Here is a 15,791-nt window from a genome sequence, read left to right on the forward strand (position 1 = left end):
AAAATCGCCTTTCGAGGCGATTTTTTATTGGACTAATTTCGTAGGGCGGATGAAACCCGCCGTTTCTCGGCGCATTTCATGCCAAAATCTGGCGGGTTTCAGCCGCCTTACAAAACACTAAATCTCTTCTTTTCCCGATATCCAAATCGACAACACCAGCCAGATTGTATTTAGCACCGCCAACACAAAGCCAATAAAGCCTAGCAAGGGCAAACCAAAAATGGTCGGACCGGCATTAACGGTCATGACAATGGACGAGCCAATAATCAGCGCGCCAGTCACAATCCCCATGGTTAAGCGATTTGCGCTGCGGGTAATTTGCAAACCAAAGTGATCCAGCCGCTTTAAATCCAGATCAATACGCAAATTACCGCGACGCGCCTGCTTAATCAGCTTACCAATATCCCGGGGCAGGCCGCTGAGTAATTGCACCGCTTCAAACACACCCTCTTTGCTTTTTTTGATTAAGGCCCGCGGATGAAAACGGGCCAGAATCACTTCTTTTACAAAGGGCGTTAAATGCGTAACCATCTGAAATTCTGGATCAAGCTGCCTACCTAATCCTTCCAGAGTAATCAAGGCTTTAAACAACAGGGTTAAATCTGATGGCAGGGTAATTTGATGCTCACGCATCATTTGCACCACATCATTGAGTAAATTGCCAAAGCGAATATCTTTTAAAGCGAGGTTTTCATAATCAAACATAAAACCGGCAATATCAGCGGTAAGTTTTTCCTCATCCACCACCGTGTCCCCCGTCCACTCCAGCAATACATTTAAAATACCATGCTCATCACGCTGCGCTAATGCGGCTAATAAATCGACAATTTGATCGCGGCGCGGATGAGGCAAGCGCCCCACCATGCCAAAATCCAGAAAGGCAATTTGATTATCCGGCAAATACTTTACATTGCCCGGATGCGGGTCGGCATGAAAATAGCCATCAATCAGCACCATTTTAAGCACCGCATCCGCACCACGCGATGCCAGAATACAGCGATCCAGCCCTGCAATATCCGCACCCAATAAATCATTACCCGCCACACCGGCAATATAGCTTTGCACATTGAGGCTTTCAGATGTCCATTCCCAATATACTTTAGGAATGACGATATCCAAGTGGGTTTTAAAGTTTTGTGCGAAGCGTTCCGAGTTTCTAGCCTCGGTCGAAAAATTTAATTCACGGCGTAATGATTTAGAAAACTCTTCAGCAATTTTAACCGGCTGATAACGGCGGGACTCAGGAAATTCAAATTCCATTAATGAGGCAATATGCCGCAGAATGCGTAAATCGGCTTCAATTTTAGGAATAATACCGGGGCGGCGAATTTTTAATACCACCTCGCTGCCATCTAATAATTTGGCCCGATGTACTTGCGCAATGGAGGCGGCACCAACAGGATAGGGATCAAGCTCAAGGAAAATATCGGCAGGATCTTTACCCAGCAAGGCGGTTAATTCGGGCAGAATGATCGCAAAATCAACCGGTGGCACATTGCTTTGCAGTTTTTCGAATTCAGCAATCCACTCTGGCGGAAACATATCCACCCTTGTGGCCAGCACCTGCCCTAGCTTGACAAAAGCAGGCCCCAGCTCCTCTAGGGCACGGCGCACCCGCACTGGGGAATCGAGCATCTCGGCCTCATGATTGCCCGGCAAATGCAGCAAATCGCTGGCGCGCTCCAGCCCTTTTGATAGGCCGAGCCTTTGCACTAAGTTTCCCAAACCATGCCGCACCAGTACAGCCACAATTTCACGCACCCGTGGCAAATCGCGCATCACGGTAAAGGTTTCTTTCAGCATTTATTTATCCGTAAAAAAATGAATTTTGCTTATCGTGAACGGTTTGGTTTAAACCCACAGCAAGCTCGCTCCAAACTCAATATGCTGCTGACTGTTTTTATCATAAATGTGCTTTTCAGTGGGTTTACTTTCACAAAAAATATAACCAAATCAATCATTGCCTACAGATAGATGACTATGGCGTTAATCCATCACCTGCTTTTAAATATTCGCATGCGCAATTCGCACACAAGTATTCCAATTTTCCTACCCGAATGAACATGTTAATATTGGCAGCTGCTTACAGTGGGTCGAATTAAAGTCTTAGCCAAGATACCACCCATGACAGGCCCTTATTTTATTTAAGCGCCGTCACTTTGGGTGATTTTAGAAAAGAGCTTCTTCACCCGCTGCTAACCCCCTGACAACCCCAAGCAGGCCAATGCCTGCTCTATTTAGAGCCATCATCCCCCACATGAAATGGATTAGATTAATCAGCACATTATTCGTGGGCATTTGTGCACTTCCGGCCTATGCCGATGAACTGCCCCAAATCGAGATCGATCCTCCTGTTGAGCAAGCTGCTCCGGCAACGACCATCACCAACACCACACGGCCCCGTAAAGCCAAATCTGATGTAAAACCCGATTATGCCCCCGCCCAGGACATGCTTTTACAAGCCATGAGCCTGATTGGCGTGAAATACAAATGGGGTGGCGCCACGCCCGAAGCAGGCCTTGATTGCAGTGGCTTTGTTCGCTATGTATTTCAAAACTCGATGAATATTGCCCTGCCCCACAATGCGTTGGGCATGGCGCAATCAGGGGCAAGTATCAGCAAGGATGAGCTTAAACCGGGCGACCTGGTGTTTTTTAACACGCTGGGGCGTACGTTTTCCCATGTTGGCATTTATATGGGCGACAACCGCTTTATTCATTCGCCCCGCGCCGGTAAAAGCGTTGAAATCACCAACTTTAACCAAAGCTATTGGACTTCACGCTTTAACGGCGCTCGCCGCTACGATGGCACAGGTGGTGCACCCGTCAATATGGCGGCGCTATTAGCCAGCGTTCCCAAAAATGCTGCGGGCACGTCCAAAGGAAATACCGCACTAAGTAGCAAACCTGTATGCAGAACAGTAAAACGCAAAGGCAAAAAACAGCAGATCTGTGAAGCGCCCAGAGCAGCAAGAGAAAGCAGTAGCCCTAAAGCGGCTAAGGGCAAAACCTATAAAAAGAGCAGCAAAACAACAAGCAAGGTTACCAAAACCACCAAGGGCAAAAGTGCGTCAGGCAAATCAAGTAAAGCAGCACCCAAAGCCAAACGCAGCGCGCCATCCAGCACCAAGAAAAAACCAAGTAATAAGTAATTTGCCCGCCATCATCCACACCGCCGCCAGCGGTGTGGATTTTTGCGTCTAAATTAAACACCCCAGCCAGCTTTCTTTACATACACGCGGCCCACGAAACAACGGCGCACTTACCCATACCATAGCCTTGATCTTTATCTTACAACTGTTAGTAGCAAGTTGATCCTCACCGAACAAGCAAGCCAGCGACGACTTTTAAAACAGGCTTACCGCCAAATAAGCTAGCCACCTTATAATGACTAGCTATGAAAAAAATTGCCGCCTCCCTTTTGCTTGCCACAAGCTTCGCTGCATGCTCAGAACACCACCCCAACAAGCCCAATCCCAGCACTCCCCCAGCCGCTAAAGCAAGTAAAGTACCTGCCCACAAAACTAAAAAGATCATGGCGCGTGGCGAAAGTTGCCTGCGTTTTTCGCGCGAATTCGCAGGCGATCAATCGGCAAGAGATAGAGAACTGAACCAAAAAATGGATAAGTTAAAGTGCGACACCATCATCAGCGAGCTGGAAACGCTTCAGCAGCATCTACCCAAAAATTCTCCTCTTAAGGCAAAGGTTCAAGCGCTATTGCTGGAATATTAAAGCCAGAGAGAGGATGTTAAATACCCCTCAAAAAAATGCATCACCTCTTGATAATACAAAAAGCCCCTGCCGATCAAATCGGCAGGGGCTTTTATCGTAGATGGATTTGATCCACCCAAGCTAAAAATTTATACAGCAGATGCCGCTGAAGCAGGCTTTTTCACTGGAGCTTTGTGCACGGCAGAGGCAGCAGAGGCGTGTTTTTTAATCTGAGCCTTGTGTGCCTTGTGCACTGCAGATGCATGAGCATTCGCCGGGGCGTCCTGCGCGGCTGAGGCAGCATGCTTTGCTTGTGCCTTTTGTGCTGCAGGTACAGCAGACGCCGGTGCTTTTACAGGGGCCTTTTGTACCGCAGATGCAGCGGATGCCGCGCTATGCTTTTTAGTAGCGGATTTTTTAACTACATGCTTGCTTGCCGAAGCATTAACCTTACTGGAGTGTGTTTCTACCTTAATAGGGCTAGAGGCAGATTCTGCTGCCATAGCAAAAGCAGTAGTCGCAACAAATACAGTAGCAGCAAGCGTTGTCAGCAGTTTGTTCATGATCTTTGTCCTAAAATCGCCCGGTAGTGAGCGTGTAAATTCAGTATCTACTTGTTCAGATCAGAATTCGATGTGGGTTTGGTAGCGATCTGTAACGAACTGTCTGCAAAATGCAGAAAGCATACAACAAATACATAAACGATCTAGCCCAGCCATTTCTGACATAAAATCAAAACAGAACGTCATTTCAATAAAAGCATAATGTAAAATATTGCCTTCAAAACGAGATGCATGCAGGACACACAATGAAGCCATTGCAATGCGCATGTTTGGTGAATGTGCAAAATCAAAAACTCCTCTTAGTCAGAGTTCGCAATAATCAGCACTGGTATTTACCCGGCGGCAAAATTGAACAAGGCGAATCGCCTGAGCACGCGCTCTGCCGGGAGTTGGCCGAAGAATTAGGCATTACTGTGCTGCCAGCCAACACTCGCTACTTATATACCGTACTGGCCCCCGCCTATGGGCAGGCAGGCGATGTTGAGCTGATTTGCTATTGCGCAGAATGGCAAGGCATACCGCGTGCTTTAGGCGAGATCAGTGAAGTGGCATGGCTGCCTCTGCAAAATCCTGATCTGTTTGCGCCTGCGGTACACGTGCTTTGCCGTGATTTTCTTAATGCGGAACACCTGCATACACAAGCCACCTGAACAGCCACGCAGTATTGGCCGCTTTAGAAAGAAAGATTAATGACATATATAAAACAAGTTGCCCCATGCAATCCGAATAAATCATGACTAGACTATTTATTAAAGCAGCAAATAGGCTTACAAAAAATGCAAATTCATCTGCGGGGCCGAGTGACATCAAGCCCTCTGCGTAAACAGTACATCCGCATTAGCCTTAGTCTGTTTGGGATGATTCACACTCAGAGGTGAGCAAGATGACAACTCAATTTTCCACCCCCTTTCACCCATTCAGCTGCAAAGACTGCAGAGACGCCAAGCATCTGGGCTTTGAATTCACCATGGCTTTCCAGCCCATCATTGATATTGATAGCGGCGCGCCTTACGCATTTGAAGCCTTAGTAAGAGGGATCGATGGCCAGGGTGCAGAATTTATCCTTGAGCAAGTCAATGCAGAAAACCGCTACCGTTTTGATCAGACATGCCGGGTAAAAGCCATTGAGCTTGCTGTGGCCTACGGCATGATTGAAATACCGGGTTGTAAATTAAGTATTAACTTTCTGCCCAATGCAGTTTATCGGGCAGAGACTTGCATCAGAGCCACGCTGGAAGCCAGTGATCGATTTAAATTTCCTGCTGATCGCCTGATGTTTGAAGTGACCGAAGGTGAACGTGTCAGCAATACCCAGCACCTTAAAAATATTTTTGCCGAATACCGTAAACAGGGCTTCACCACCGCAATTGATGATTTTGGCTCTGGCTACTCAGGCTTAAATTTACTGGCCACCTTTCAGCCTCATGTTATTAAATTAGATATGGAATTAACCCGCGATATTGATAGCAGCGATGCCAAGCAAGCGATTGTGGCGGGGGTATTACTCACCGCCACGCGGCTGGGCATTGATATTATTGCCGAAGGAATAGAAACCCCTGCCGAATTAAACACGCTAAGAGAGTTTGGCGTACGCTATTTCCAAGGCTTTTTATTTGCCAAACCCGCAACGGGCCACTTACCACTGAGCACACCCATTTAAAAAAAACCAAGGAGAAGCCATGCCTGCAACAGCACGCCGTACCTTCCTCAAAACCAGCTTACTTGCGGGCTTTGCACTAGCAGTCAAGCCCGTAGCTGCATCCACCATTCAAACCGATACAGCGGGCCTGCAAGCAGGGCCGGTTCAAATTGGTGATCTACCCGCTTATCGGGCGCAGCCTGCACACGCCGTATCACCCCTACCCACAATCATTGTGATTCAGGAGATCTTCGGCGTGCACGAGCATATTCAAGACTTATGCAGGCGTTTGGCTAAACAAGGCTATCTGGCCATTGCCCCCGAGCTTTACTTTCGCCAAGGCGATCCACGGCAGTTTAGCGACACCAGCACACTGGTTAAAGAATTGGTCAGCAAAGTAGCAGATGAACAGGTTCTGGCTGACTTAGACAGTGTGGCCGCGTGGGCTGGCCAGCATGGCGGCAACCCGCAGCGCCTTGCTGTAACGGGCTTTTGCTGGGGAGGCCGAATCACTTGGCTTTATGCGGCGCATAACCCAAAAATCAAAGCCAGTGCGGCATGGTACGGACGCCTGACAGGGCAGACCAGCAGCAGCACCCCCCGCCACCCGATTGATATCGCGCGGCAAATCAAATCACCCGTGCTGGGCTTATATGCGGGCAAAGATCAAGGCATTTCACTTGAATCAGTAGAACAGATGCGCAAAGCACTACGCCCACAACCGCAGCCGTTTAATCTTGTTGTTTACGATAACGCCAGCCATGGTTTTAACGCAGATTACCGCCCCAGCTACCACCCCGCTGCTGCACATGATGCGTGGGAAACAATGCTAAATTGGTTTAAGCGCTTTGGCGTATAAGCTTGCAATAACACCCCCCTGTCGGACGGGGTGTTTGCATCATGCCGCGAATAAACCACCCGCGTGCAACACATCACGGCCCCGCGCACAGGAAAACAAACCATAGATAGAAATAAAGAAAAGCTTTTCTCTTATTTCTTACTCATACCTAATTCACGGATCGTGTTAGTCCCTCAATTGCCCCCAGCGGCATCACTTATTTACTTATTCCAGATCAGCCATTAGACTTCGCGCAAAGTTAGCCTAAGGAATGGCTGGCGTAAGCTAACCCCTATCACTTAAGGCCAGCCCATATGGGGATTGCCCCCCACACAATCACAGGCCCACCAGCATGCCGCTTCATATTCGCAATGTGAATAAATTTGACGATCTCAGCTTACTTACTGAGTTGATTCATGCTGCTTATGCGCCTCATGCCAAAGCGGGGCTTAAGTATTGGGGCACGCATCAGAGCGAGGCCGATACGGCAAAGCGTCTGGCCAGTGGGATAGGGCTGATTGCAGAATGCGACGGGCAATATGTCGGCACCCTCACCCTGCGAGAGCCGCAGCCCCAATCGCCAGTGGCACTCTATACACAAGCAGAGGTTTGGTCCGTCGCCCAGTTTTGTATTGCACCTCACCACAAAGGCAAGGGCTATGGGCAGGCGCTACACCACTATGCCGAAACACTGGCGGCCCGCCACGGTGCCACACAATTAGCTTTAGATACCGCCAAACCCGCACATAGCTTAATCGCCCTCTACCAATCATGGGGCTATAAGATAGTAGATGAATGTGATTGGCGGCCGCATACTAACTACCCCAGTTTGCTACTGGCTAAGCCCTTAACAACTCAGCCCAATTTCCAGCATCAAACCGCTTAAAAACCATGGCAATTTATACCTCCTGTAGCGTGCCTTGCCGATCTTCGCCAACTTATTACTTTGATTGATCGGTCTTTACCAAGGAGGATTGGCCCTGCTCTTACTCTAAATGCAAGGCTTTAAATCCGCATGCTTCGCTACTTTTCCTTTCGCACACTCTTAATTATCGGCTTTGCACTGGTGGCGCTCACCCCGTCGGCTGCGCTGGTGCAACTGCGTTATGGCTTAGCTGGGCTAACCATCAAGGCGCAACAGCAACAAAATCAGGCCAGCGATTGGTCTAATGCAGTGCAACAATCGCAAGAGCAAGCGCTGCATCTGGAGCGGGCCAGCAGGCAATTATTAATTTTGCCAGAGGCTACTTTTTTAAATGCAGCCCACGCTGCCAAAGCCCGCTTGGAAACCGCACAGCATATTTTCAGCCAAAGCCATAACCCACTCCTGATGCAAAGCAGCGAAGGCATCCACCAACTGCTGGCACAGATCACCCCCACGGCAAAGATCAAAAAAGCGCAAGCGAATGCCCTCTTCAGCCAGCTCAGTGAGCAGCTAAAAAAACAAGATCGTTTGATTGAGCAGCAATTAGCAGAACAACGCCGGCAATGGCTGGAAGAAGTCAGCAGCAAGCAAAAACAAGTCGATATGCTGGCGATTTTGTCGCCCGTTGCCGCGCTTAGCTTGGCTATTTTAATGGCGGTAATGTTCAGTTGGCCCATAGGACAGTTAAAACGCCAGATTACCCAGCTGGCACAAGGACAACGCGGGCAAAGCTGGCACTTGGCAGGCCCTGCCGATTTACAAGGATTAGCCAAATCGCTGGCCGAATTAGATTTACGTCTGGTACAGCTGGAGGCACAAAAAGCGCAATTTTTTCGCCATGTATCACACGAGCTCAAAACCCCGCTGGCGGTGATTCATGAAGCCTCATCGCTGCTGCAAGAAGAAGTACTGGGCAGCTTAAATACCCAGCAAAAAGAAATCAGCGCGATGGTGCAAAGCAATGTGCATACCCTGCGCCAACGCGTGGATGCACTATTAGCACACGATGCGGGACGCTGGCTTTCAGCCGAACTGGTCATTGCGCCTTTGGCGCTTGAGGTGTTTCTAGAGCAACGCTTACAACAATGGCGCATTTTACTCAGCAAGAAACTTCTGACTATCCATCAATCCGGCCCAGCCACGCAAAGCTATGCCGATCACGCCAAGCTGGGGATTATTCTGGATAACTTGCTTCTCAACGCTATCCGCTTTAGTCCACCCCATGGCGAAATAAATATCCGCTTTGGGCAAACGGGCCAGCAAAGCTGGCTGGAAATCCAAGATCAAGGCCCCGGCGTAGACAGCCAGGATTCAGAGTTTATTTTTGAACCGTTTCACTGTGGCCCAGCGCCCGAAGGCGAATCCGCTGGCTCTGGCATAGGCCTGACAATGGCCAGAAGTTTTGCCCAGCTTATGCACGGCGATGTTGAGCTGATACCCAGCCCGGCAGGCGCATGTTTTCGTTTGCACTGGCAGCTACAAGGTCACTCATGAAGCCGCTTATTGATCATTTTCCCTTAAAAAGCCTCATGCTCTGCCGCATCGGCCTTAGCGCCAGCCCTTACCCTCTCACGAGCCGGCCTTGGTGCTGGCCGCGGCCAAACGTTTTGCTCAACTTATGCACGGCGATGTTGAACTAATACCCAGCCCGGCAGACGCCTATTTTCGTCTGCACTGGCAGCGACAAGGTCACCTATGAAAGACATACTTTGCACCATGCCCCTAAAACAACTCTGCCTATTACTGTGCAGCATCAGCCTAGCCGCCTGCACTACTACCCTGCCACCGCCTGTTGTCGCGGCACCTGCGCCTGAACCAGAAGCCAAACCGGTCGTTATTGCGCCAGTATGCCGCCTTGAAAGTGCTCTGGCGCAATTAAACAACACCATTTCGGGCAATTGCCCCAGCGATAAGCTGCTGATACTAGCGCAGCAAATGATGAGCAATCATGCCGATCTGAACCGCCTTCAGGCTCAGCTGGAAGCACTGCAAAACACGCTGAATGATCCGGCCAGCCAGAGCATGGCCAAACTATTAGCCAGCCAGCTTGCCGAGCGAAAACGGCTGACCAGCTTGCTGGATAAGCAAACGATCGCCACCAAAGAGCAGCAAAAGCGCGCCAATGATCTGGCCGCCAAGCTGGATGCCTTAAAAGAAATGGAAAAAGACATGCTGGAAAGGAGCAAAAAACCATGAGTAGCAAAATCTTACTGGTTGACGATGATCCGGATCTCTTACGCTTGGTTTCCATCCGCCTGATTGCCGCAGGCTATGAAGTAGAAGCCGCCAGCAGTGCCGAAGCTGCTCTTAATGCGCTCGCCGTGCAACGCGCCGATCTGCTGCTTAGCGATTGGAAGCTGCCCGGCATGGATGGCATGGCGCTATTTGAAGAAGTGCGCCGTCGCTACCCCGCCCTGCCGGTCATTATGCTCACCGCCCACGGCACTGTGCCAGACGCCATTGATGCCATTAGCCACGGCATGTTCGCCTATTTAATTAAGCCTTTTGATGGCAAGGCCCTGCTAGATAAAGTCAGCCAGGCTTTGGTCTTAGCCAGCCCCCCCAGCAACAGCAGTGATAACGACACCTGGCGGGCAGGGTTTATCAGCAGCAGCCCCGTGATGGACGAGCTACTGGCCGAAGCGCGGCTGGTGGCCGTTACCGATGCCAGTGTGCTGATTCGCGGCGAAAGCGGTACGGGTAAAGAAGTGCTGGCCCAAGCCATACACCGCGCCAGCCTGCGCGCCAAGCGCCCCTTTATCGCCGTAAATTGCGGTGCAATCCCTGAAAACCTGCTGGAAAGCGAGCTTTTCGGCCATGAAAAAGGCGCGTTTACCGGAGCCAGCCAAAAACAAAATGGTTTATTTTTAGAAGCCGATGGCGGAACGATTTTCCTCGATGAAATTGGCGATATGCCGCTGCCACTGCAAGTCAAATTGCTGCGGGTGCTGCAAGAGCGCGAAGTGCGCCCGGTTGGTGCGGGCCGCGCCGTGCCGGTAAATGTGCGCGTGCTATCGGCCACGCACCGTGATTTGCAATCCTTGCTACAGGACGGCTCGTTTAGAGAAGATTTGTTTTATCGCCTGAATGTGGTGTCTTTAGCACTACCATCGCTCACCGAGCGGCGAGAAGATATTCCACTACTGGCCCGGCACTTTTTAGCGCAGGTAGTGGAGCGCTATGCCAAGACCGATTGCCACTTTGCCGCCGACGCGCTCAGCTTTTTAAGCACCGCCAACTGGCCGGGCAATATTCGCCAGCTCTCTAATCTGGTTGAGCAATGCTGTGTGCTCGCCACCGGCCCCATCATCACGCTGGCCCAGGTGCAAAAAGCAATGGCCAGCGAATCGGCCGCCATCTTGCCACTCGCTGAAGCCAAACGCCTCTTTGAGCGCGATTATCTGGAACGCCTGCTACGCCTCACTGGCGGCAATGTCAGCGACGCCGCACGCCTTGCCGATCGCAACCGCACCGAATTCTACCGCCTGCTACAAAAACACGACCTTGCCCCCGCCGCTTTTAAAGCAGATATCAGCGCCTAAGGTCTATCGGGCTTAAGCGGTCTTAGCGAAAAACGCCTGATCGAGGCCAGATTTTTTGGGGTTTGCAGCAGCAGCCAGGCATCATCCTTCCATTGTTGAGTGAACAACTAGCCCACCCTGCACAACATTTGCCCTGCTCTTGGCCCTACATTGATAGGGCTGGGGTGAAACCCGCTAGTTTGCTACTCAATTGGCGGGTTTCACCCGCCCCACAATAGATGCAACGCCTGCTGCCACAAGCCCTGAAGCAGCCCTCCTCCATTTGTCGTGTTTTAGCAACAGCCTTTCTACATACAAATCAAGCACTTACAAAACACCTCCTAATACTGTCGTGAGACGGCGACAGATACAAATCCTCCCCACTCAACACACAAAAAGTAAGTCGTTGAATACAAAGGACTTTTAAAGCTGGCACGGTGTTTGCTATAGGTAGTACATCGAACGAGAAATCGTTTATCCGATTACCCACGCAAGGAAACACACCATGAAAAAGAATCTACTGATCGCCGCCCTTTTTGCAACTTGCGCTGCAACTGCAGCTTGGGCTAGCTCCACAGATGCTTCTGCTCCTGCAAGTTTACGTGCTGATGCCAATGATGCTTCCGTCCCTAGCCGTGTTGTAGCCAATGTAACTGATGCTTCCGAACCAGCAGGTTTACGTGCTGATGCCAATGATGCTTCTGTTCCTGCCAGTGTGGTAGCTGAAGCCACTGATGCTTCTACACCAAGCAGCCTGCGCGCTGATGCCAATGATGCATCCGTACCGACCAGCATCGTAGCCGATGCAACGGATGCTTCTGTACCAAGTAGCCTGCGTGCAGATGCCAATGACGCATCCGTACCAAGCAGCATTGTTGCCACTGCAACAGATGCCTCTGCCCCTGCTGGCTTAGTAGCCGATGCCTCAGATGCTTCTGCTCCGGCAAGTGCAAAGATCGTTTAAGCACTCTTCAGCGCAATATAAGCTGCAAAAAAACCACGACGAGAGTCGTGGTTTTTTTGCGTCTTTTTTCAAAGAAAAAACAGGATAAAGCCCTCCGGATGCGCCTTTCTGCACATCAATTGGCCAGCAACTCACCCAATACCCGCTTTAAAAACAGGCTTTTTATCTTACGCATTAATCTCCAAATACCAAGCCCACGGGCACAATCACTACAGCACTGATCGTCGCCAACTAGCAACGCCATTTATATATAAAAATCAACAACTTACAAAAAACATCCGTTTTGTGTCGTGCAATAGAGACAGTAAATCACCGTCCCCCCACCAAAACAACACTAATCCATTGAATAGAAAGAGATTTATTATCTGGCACAGCACTTGCTACAGTAAGTATATCAACGAGAAATCGTTTATATCTTTACTACCACACCAAAGGAAGTACACCATGAAAAAGTATCTACTGATTGCATCCATGATTGCCAGTTTCGCGGCTACTTCTGCCTGGGCAGATATTTCCAAATGGGTGGATAACTCAGATATCCCTAAGGTTGCAGAAATGCATGCCGATGCACGAAGCACCACGCCGCCGGATATGATGACCGACACGCCAAGAAAACCCAATCAGGCAGACGATGCTTCAGCCCCCACTAGCACTGATCCTATCCCTTCATCCCCACTAGATGATGATGGTTTCGGTGATTAAGCCGCAGCGAAAAACAAAAACCACGATTTAGATCGTGGTTTTTTTATGGGCGAAATAATATGCGATGACTAGCGCCACTTAAGCCAATTCTATCAACGTTGCCAGGATTGGCACTTAAGTGCCTGCACCACAAACACGATTCCCTGCTTAAATGGATAGAATTAGCCTGCTAATGTATTGCCAAATAAACAACACCCGCCTTATTTTATTTATCTATCATAATAATTTGCACCAAGGCATGATTAAATGCAGTTCTTGCATTTGCTAACCCCATTCAAAATCAGACATTATTTATTTCGAACAAGGAAACACAATATGAAAAAATTACTCATCGCCCTGCTGCTCGGAACATCAGGCCTAAGCTATGCAAACTCTGCTTGCGATGTACCAAAAAATGATTTTGACGGCCTGTATTGCCTGAATAAGGTTTATCAGGAGGCGGATAAAGAGCTCAATGAGAATTTTAATAAATTAAAAGCAAAGCTCGATAGCAATGGCAAAAGCAGCTTAAAACAAGGCCAATTAGGCTGGATGAAAGAGCGCAATAGTAATTGCTCCAGAAAAGACAGCAGCGGCTTTTACGTTAATCTGGATTGCGCCGCCAGCACCACCATCCAGCGCTCACAATTTCTGCAAGACCGAATTCGCGAATGTGCCAGCTCGGGCTGCCAAAATAGCAAGCTATAAACCTCTCCCCCTAAAAGGTACATCAAATGGCACTTGTTATTAAAAAATGGTACGCAAGCCACACGGCTAACCCTCAGGGCAATTATGTGCATCTCGTTGGCCGGGAAGCGGGCTTATTTGCTTGGTTTTTATCTCTAATCGGTATTGACCCCACAACAGAAATTGAAATTAAAGAAAACTTAATCGTATTTACTGCTGGCTCACTATCCGGCAGAGAAAAGCGTGTGATACCGATGAAATCAGTATGTTCTGCTTATTATGGTTACAAAAAGCCTTGGCAAACCGCTCTGTTAATTGGCATTTTATTACTGCCTCTTTTTGGAATAGGCCTGATAGCAGGGCCTTTATACTATTTTTTAAATAAAGAGCTGACTGTTGGAATAGTTGAAACATCGAGCTGGGTGGGTGGATTTGCTTTTAAACGCTCGGTAATCGAAGGACAAAATATTGAAGAGCAAAATGCCTATGAAGTCATAGATATTATTCGCTCTTTGATTGAAAACAAAACAGCCTAAACAGGGAAGGGGTGAGCATATTATTTGCCCCCTCATAAAATGACACGGCATCACCTCACCTTGCTCACTTGACGCCAAACAGCGCGACCCACTTCACTTATTCACGCATATACAAATAATCATTTTTAACTATGTAAGATCATCCCCCACTGTTTTAATCAGGAAGCCAGTGTAAATACGAGCATTCCGTCATCAACAAACAAGTTTAAAGCAGGCTCTACGCAAAGATGACGAAGCCAAACAAATCAGCGCATCTTTAAAAAAACAAGTCCCCAGCCACGAAGCATAGGCATTATATTTTGAAGTACGCCAACAGTTGCTCTAGATAACGCGCCTGTGCTGCCAACGCATGAGCGGTTGCCGCCAGCTCTTCAGCAGCGGTGCTGCTGGCTCTGCTGGTTTGGTCTGTATTACTCACGCCATTTTTCAGCTGTTCCACCCCCTGATATTGAGTGCCAGACGATTGAGCAATTTGCTGAGCCAGCTGCGCGGCCTGATGAATACCCGGCAAGATGGCAGTAAATAACTGCCCTGTTAGCTCGGCGATCTCTACCGACTCCCGTGCTAAACCTCCAATTTCATGAGCCGCTGCCTGGCTGCGCTCTGCTAAGCGGCGTACTTCCTGTGCCACGATGGCAAAGCCACGGCCATGCTCACCTACTCTTGCCGCTTCAATGGCTGCATTTAGCGCCAAAATATTAGTTTGATAACTAATATCATCAATCGTCTCCACTCGCCCAGCGATTTGCCGAATTGCATTAACCATTTTGCCTACAGCAACGGAGCCTCGTTCTGCTTGCGCAACATTTTGCACGGCAAGCTGATCGGTCATCCGCGCCACATCAATATTTTCAGCAATCAACTGAGATACTTCATGTAAGGCGCTAGACGTTTGAGCCACTTCATTCACTTGACGTGCCGCACGATCAGACAAACTGCTGGCGGTATCGCCAATTTCCGAGGCTGCCGTGTTAAGCGCAGTGGCTGCCGCTCCTGTCTGGCTCAAAATCTGAGCCAAGCGGGCCATCATTTCATCAAGAGCCAGGGCAAGACGGCCCAGCTCGTCATCACGCCTTACCGTCACACTGACTTTTAAATCACCTGCGGCTACTTTTTGCAAAGCATGGGTCACCTCGGTCAGTGGCCGAACAATCAAGAAACGAATAAGCCCAATAAGGCAAACCACAATCGCGGCATCTGCCACAATAATTTGTAACAATAACCACATTAAATTCCTGTTTAATTTATTTTTTATAGGCGCATGGCTAACGCCTAGCCTTAATTCGCCCAGCTCTGTATTGCCCTTGCCCTCTTTATAAAACAGCTTTTGCTTCAGCAGAATATCCGCAGCAGGCAAGCCCCCCCCTTCTTTAAGCGTGCCATCTGCGCCTTTAACAACCGTAATCAGGGGCTTACCACTCACCCACACTTCGATGCTCTGTAACCAAGGCTTATCCATCTCTGCCAATACAATTTTCCTGGCCTGAGGCATCTCAAAATTCCATAGCGGCCCGGGCAAAGACTGCTGCAAGCGAAGTTGTGCGGCACGCATATCTTGCCGAAGAGAATCGTCTAATTCCTGCTTGGTTATCAAGTAACTGGCCATGCCAAAAATAACAAATACCGCAGTAACTACCCCTACAAAAAAAACACTCAGCGTCAGGCTAATGGTTTTAACTTTAAACACAAAAAATTCCCTCTACTTATTTCGGCACACCCCGCACTT

General features: G+C 49.1%; 16 protein-coding genes. 13 read left to right on the forward strand and 3 right to left on the reverse strand.

The genetic code is table 11. From position 1 onward, the window contains the following. Positions 1 to 117: 117 nt before the first annotated feature. The gene (locus VN23_RS08290; RefSeq protein ID WP_046352841.1) at positions 118 to 1,803 is read right to left on the reverse strand and encodes an ABC1 kinase family protein; all 1,686 of its coding nucleotides are present in this window, start codon (positions 1,801 to 1,803) and stop codon (positions 118 to 120) included. Between the two features lie 454 nt (positions 1,804 to 2,257). Between VN23_RS08290 and VN23_RS08295 the strand changes: the two genes are divergently transcribed. Both VN23_RS08295 and VN23_RS08300 read left to right on the forward strand, forming a co-directional pair. Beyond that, positions 2,258 to 3,151, forward strand: coding sequence for a C40 family peptidase (locus VN23_RS08295; protein ID WP_046352840.1), 894 nt, complete (start codon positions 2,258 to 2,260; stop codon positions 3,149 to 3,151). A 245-nt stretch (positions 3,152 to 3,396) separates the two neighbouring features. After that, entirely contained in the window at positions 3,397 to 3,732 is a 336-nt protein-coding gene (locus VN23_RS08300) for a hypothetical protein (protein ID WP_046352839.1), read from the forward strand. 128 nt (positions 3,733 to 3,860) lie between these two features. On the opposite strand, the gene VN23_RS08305 is transcribed toward VN23_RS08300, so the two are convergent. Next, positions 3,861 to 4,274: a hypothetical protein gene (locus VN23_RS08305; RefSeq protein WP_052746704.1), complete on the reverse strand. Its 414-nt coding sequence runs from the start codon at positions 4,272 to 4,274 to the stop codon at positions 3,861 to 3,863. A 245-nt stretch (positions 4,275 to 4,519) separates the two neighbouring features. Between VN23_RS08305 and VN23_RS08310 the strand changes: the two genes are divergently transcribed. The 11 genes from VN23_RS08310 (at position 4,520) to VN23_RS08360 (ending at position 14,065) form a co-directional block, all read left to right on the forward strand. Further along, positions 4,520 to 4,924: an NUDIX hydrolase gene (locus tag VN23_RS08310; protein ID WP_046352838.1), complete on the forward strand. Its 405-nt coding sequence runs from the start codon at positions 4,520 to 4,522 to the stop codon at positions 4,922 to 4,924. Between the two features lie 233 nt (positions 4,925 to 5,157). Next, the gene (locus VN23_RS08315; protein WP_046352837.1) at positions 5,158 to 5,934 is read left to right on the forward strand and encodes an EAL domain-containing protein; all 777 of its coding nucleotides are present in this window, start codon (positions 5,158 to 5,160) and stop codon (positions 5,932 to 5,934) included. 19 nt (positions 5,935 to 5,953) lie between these two features. Next, the gene (locus tag VN23_RS08320; protein ID WP_046352836.1) at positions 5,954 to 6,772 is read left to right on the forward strand and encodes a dienelactone hydrolase family protein; all 819 of its coding nucleotides are present in this window, start codon (positions 5,954 to 5,956) and stop codon (positions 6,770 to 6,772) included. A 331-nt stretch (positions 6,773 to 7,103) separates the two neighbouring features. Then, positions 7,104 to 7,637, forward strand: a complete 534-nt coding sequence (locus tag VN23_RS08325; RefSeq protein WP_046352835.1) for a GNAT family N-acetyltransferase — start codon at positions 7,104 to 7,106, stop codon at positions 7,635 to 7,637. A gap of 129 nt (positions 7,638 to 7,766) precedes the next feature. Beyond that, positions 7,767 to 9,170, forward strand: coding sequence for a sensor histidine kinase (locus tag VN23_RS08330; RefSeq protein WP_046352834.1), 1,404 nt, complete (start codon positions 7,767 to 7,769; stop codon positions 9,168 to 9,170). 201 nt (positions 9,171 to 9,371) lie between these two features. Next, the gene (locus VN23_RS08335) at positions 9,372 to 9,872 is read left to right on the forward strand and encodes a hypothetical protein (protein WP_156455157.1); all 501 of its coding nucleotides are present in this window, start codon (positions 9,372 to 9,374) and stop codon (positions 9,870 to 9,872) included. Next, positions 9,869 to 11,218 carry a sigma 54-interacting transcriptional regulator gene (locus tag VN23_RS08340; RefSeq protein WP_046352832.1) on the forward strand — a complete coding sequence of 450 codons (1,350 nt, stop codon included), beginning with the start codon at positions 9,869 to 9,871 and terminating at the stop codon, positions 11,216 to 11,218. Before VN23_RS08335 ends, VN23_RS08340 begins: the two co-directional genes overlap by 4 nt. Before the next feature lie 484 nt (positions 11,219 to 11,702). After that, positions 11,703 to 12,161 (forward strand): hypothetical protein, encoded by a 459-nt coding sequence (locus VN23_RS08345; RefSeq protein ID WP_046352831.1) that lies wholly within the window; start codon positions 11,703 to 11,705, stop codon positions 12,159 to 12,161. 444 nt (positions 12,162 to 12,605) lie between these two features. Continuing rightward, on the forward strand, positions 12,606 to 12,863 hold the full coding sequence (locus tag VN23_RS08350) for a hypothetical protein (protein ID WP_046352830.1): 258 nt from the start codon (positions 12,606 to 12,608) through the stop codon (positions 12,861 to 12,863). 315 nt (positions 12,864 to 13,178) lie between these two features. Then, the gene (locus tag VN23_RS08355; protein WP_046352829.1) at positions 13,179 to 13,550 is read left to right on the forward strand and encodes a lysozyme inhibitor LprI family protein; all 372 of its coding nucleotides are present in this window, start codon (positions 13,179 to 13,181) and stop codon (positions 13,548 to 13,550) included. Positions 13,551 to 13,576: 26 nt separating this feature from the next. After that, positions 13,577 to 14,065, forward strand: a complete 489-nt coding sequence (locus VN23_RS08360) for a hypothetical protein (RefSeq protein ID WP_046352828.1) — start codon at positions 13,577 to 13,579, stop codon at positions 14,063 to 14,065. 292 nt (positions 14,066 to 14,357) lie between these two features. Here VN23_RS08360 and VN23_RS08365 read toward each other — a convergent pair whose 3' ends face one another. Beyond that, positions 14,358 to 15,752, reverse strand: a complete 1,395-nt coding sequence (locus VN23_RS08365) for a methyl-accepting chemotaxis protein (RefSeq protein WP_052746703.1) — start codon at positions 15,750 to 15,752, stop codon at positions 14,358 to 14,360. Between the last annotated feature and the right edge of the window lie 39 nt (positions 15,753 to 15,791).

Source organism: Janthinobacterium sp. B9-8 (assembly GCF_000969645.2).
GTDB lineage: Bacteria > Pseudomonadota > Gammaproteobacteria > Burkholderiales > Chitinibacteraceae > Iodobacter.

What these genes read in the sequence shown, in the direction of transcription:
- VN23_RS08290 (WP_046352841.1), bottom strand. Translation starts at nt 1,803, where the DNA reads ATGCTGAAAGAAACCTTTACCGTGATGCGCGATTTGCCACGGGTGCGT.
- VN23_RS08295 (WP_046352840.1), top strand. Translation starts at nt 2,258, where the DNA reads ATGAAATGGATTAGATTAATCAGCACATTATTCGTGGGCATTTGTGCA.
- VN23_RS08300 (WP_046352839.1), top strand. Translation starts at nt 3,397, where the DNA reads ATGAAAAAAATTGCCGCCTCCCTTTTGCTTGCCACAAGCTTCGCTGCA.
- VN23_RS08305 (WP_052746704.1), bottom strand. Translation starts at nt 4,274, where the DNA reads ATGAACAAACTGCTGACAACGCTTGCTGCTACTGTATTTGTTGCGACT.
- VN23_RS08310 (WP_046352838.1), top strand. Translation starts at nt 4,520, where the DNA reads ATGAAGCCATTGCAATGCGCATGTTTGGTGAATGTGCAAAATCAAAAA.
- VN23_RS08315 (WP_046352837.1), top strand. Translation starts at nt 5,158, where the DNA reads ATGACAACTCAATTTTCCACCCCCTTTCACCCATTCAGCTGCAAAGAC.
- VN23_RS08320 (WP_046352836.1), top strand. Translation starts at nt 5,954, where the DNA reads ATGCCTGCAACAGCACGCCGTACCTTCCTCAAAACCAGCTTACTTGCG.
- VN23_RS08325 (WP_046352835.1), top strand. Translation starts at nt 7,104, where the DNA reads ATGCCGCTTCATATTCGCAATGTGAATAAATTTGACGATCTCAGCTTA.
- VN23_RS08330 (WP_046352834.1), top strand. Translation starts at nt 7,767, where the DNA reads ATGCTTCGCTACTTTTCCTTTCGCACACTCTTAATTATCGGCTTTGCA.
- VN23_RS08335 (WP_156455157.1), top strand. Translation starts at nt 9,372, where the DNA reads ATGAAAGACATACTTTGCACCATGCCCCTAAAACAACTCTGCCTATTA.
- VN23_RS08340 (WP_046352832.1), top strand. Translation starts at nt 9,869, where the DNA reads ATGAGTAGCAAAATCTTACTGGTTGACGATGATCCGGATCTCTTACGC.
- VN23_RS08345 (WP_046352831.1), top strand. Translation starts at nt 11,703, where the DNA reads ATGAAAAAGAATCTACTGATCGCCGCCCTTTTTGCAACTTGCGCTGCA.
- VN23_RS08350 (WP_046352830.1), top strand. Translation starts at nt 12,606, where the DNA reads ATGAAAAAGTATCTACTGATTGCATCCATGATTGCCAGTTTCGCGGCT.
- VN23_RS08355 (WP_046352829.1), top strand. Translation starts at nt 13,179, where the DNA reads ATGAAAAAATTACTCATCGCCCTGCTGCTCGGAACATCAGGCCTAAGC.
- VN23_RS08360 (WP_046352828.1), top strand. Translation starts at nt 13,577, where the DNA reads ATGGCACTTGTTATTAAAAAATGGTACGCAAGCCACACGGCTAACCCT.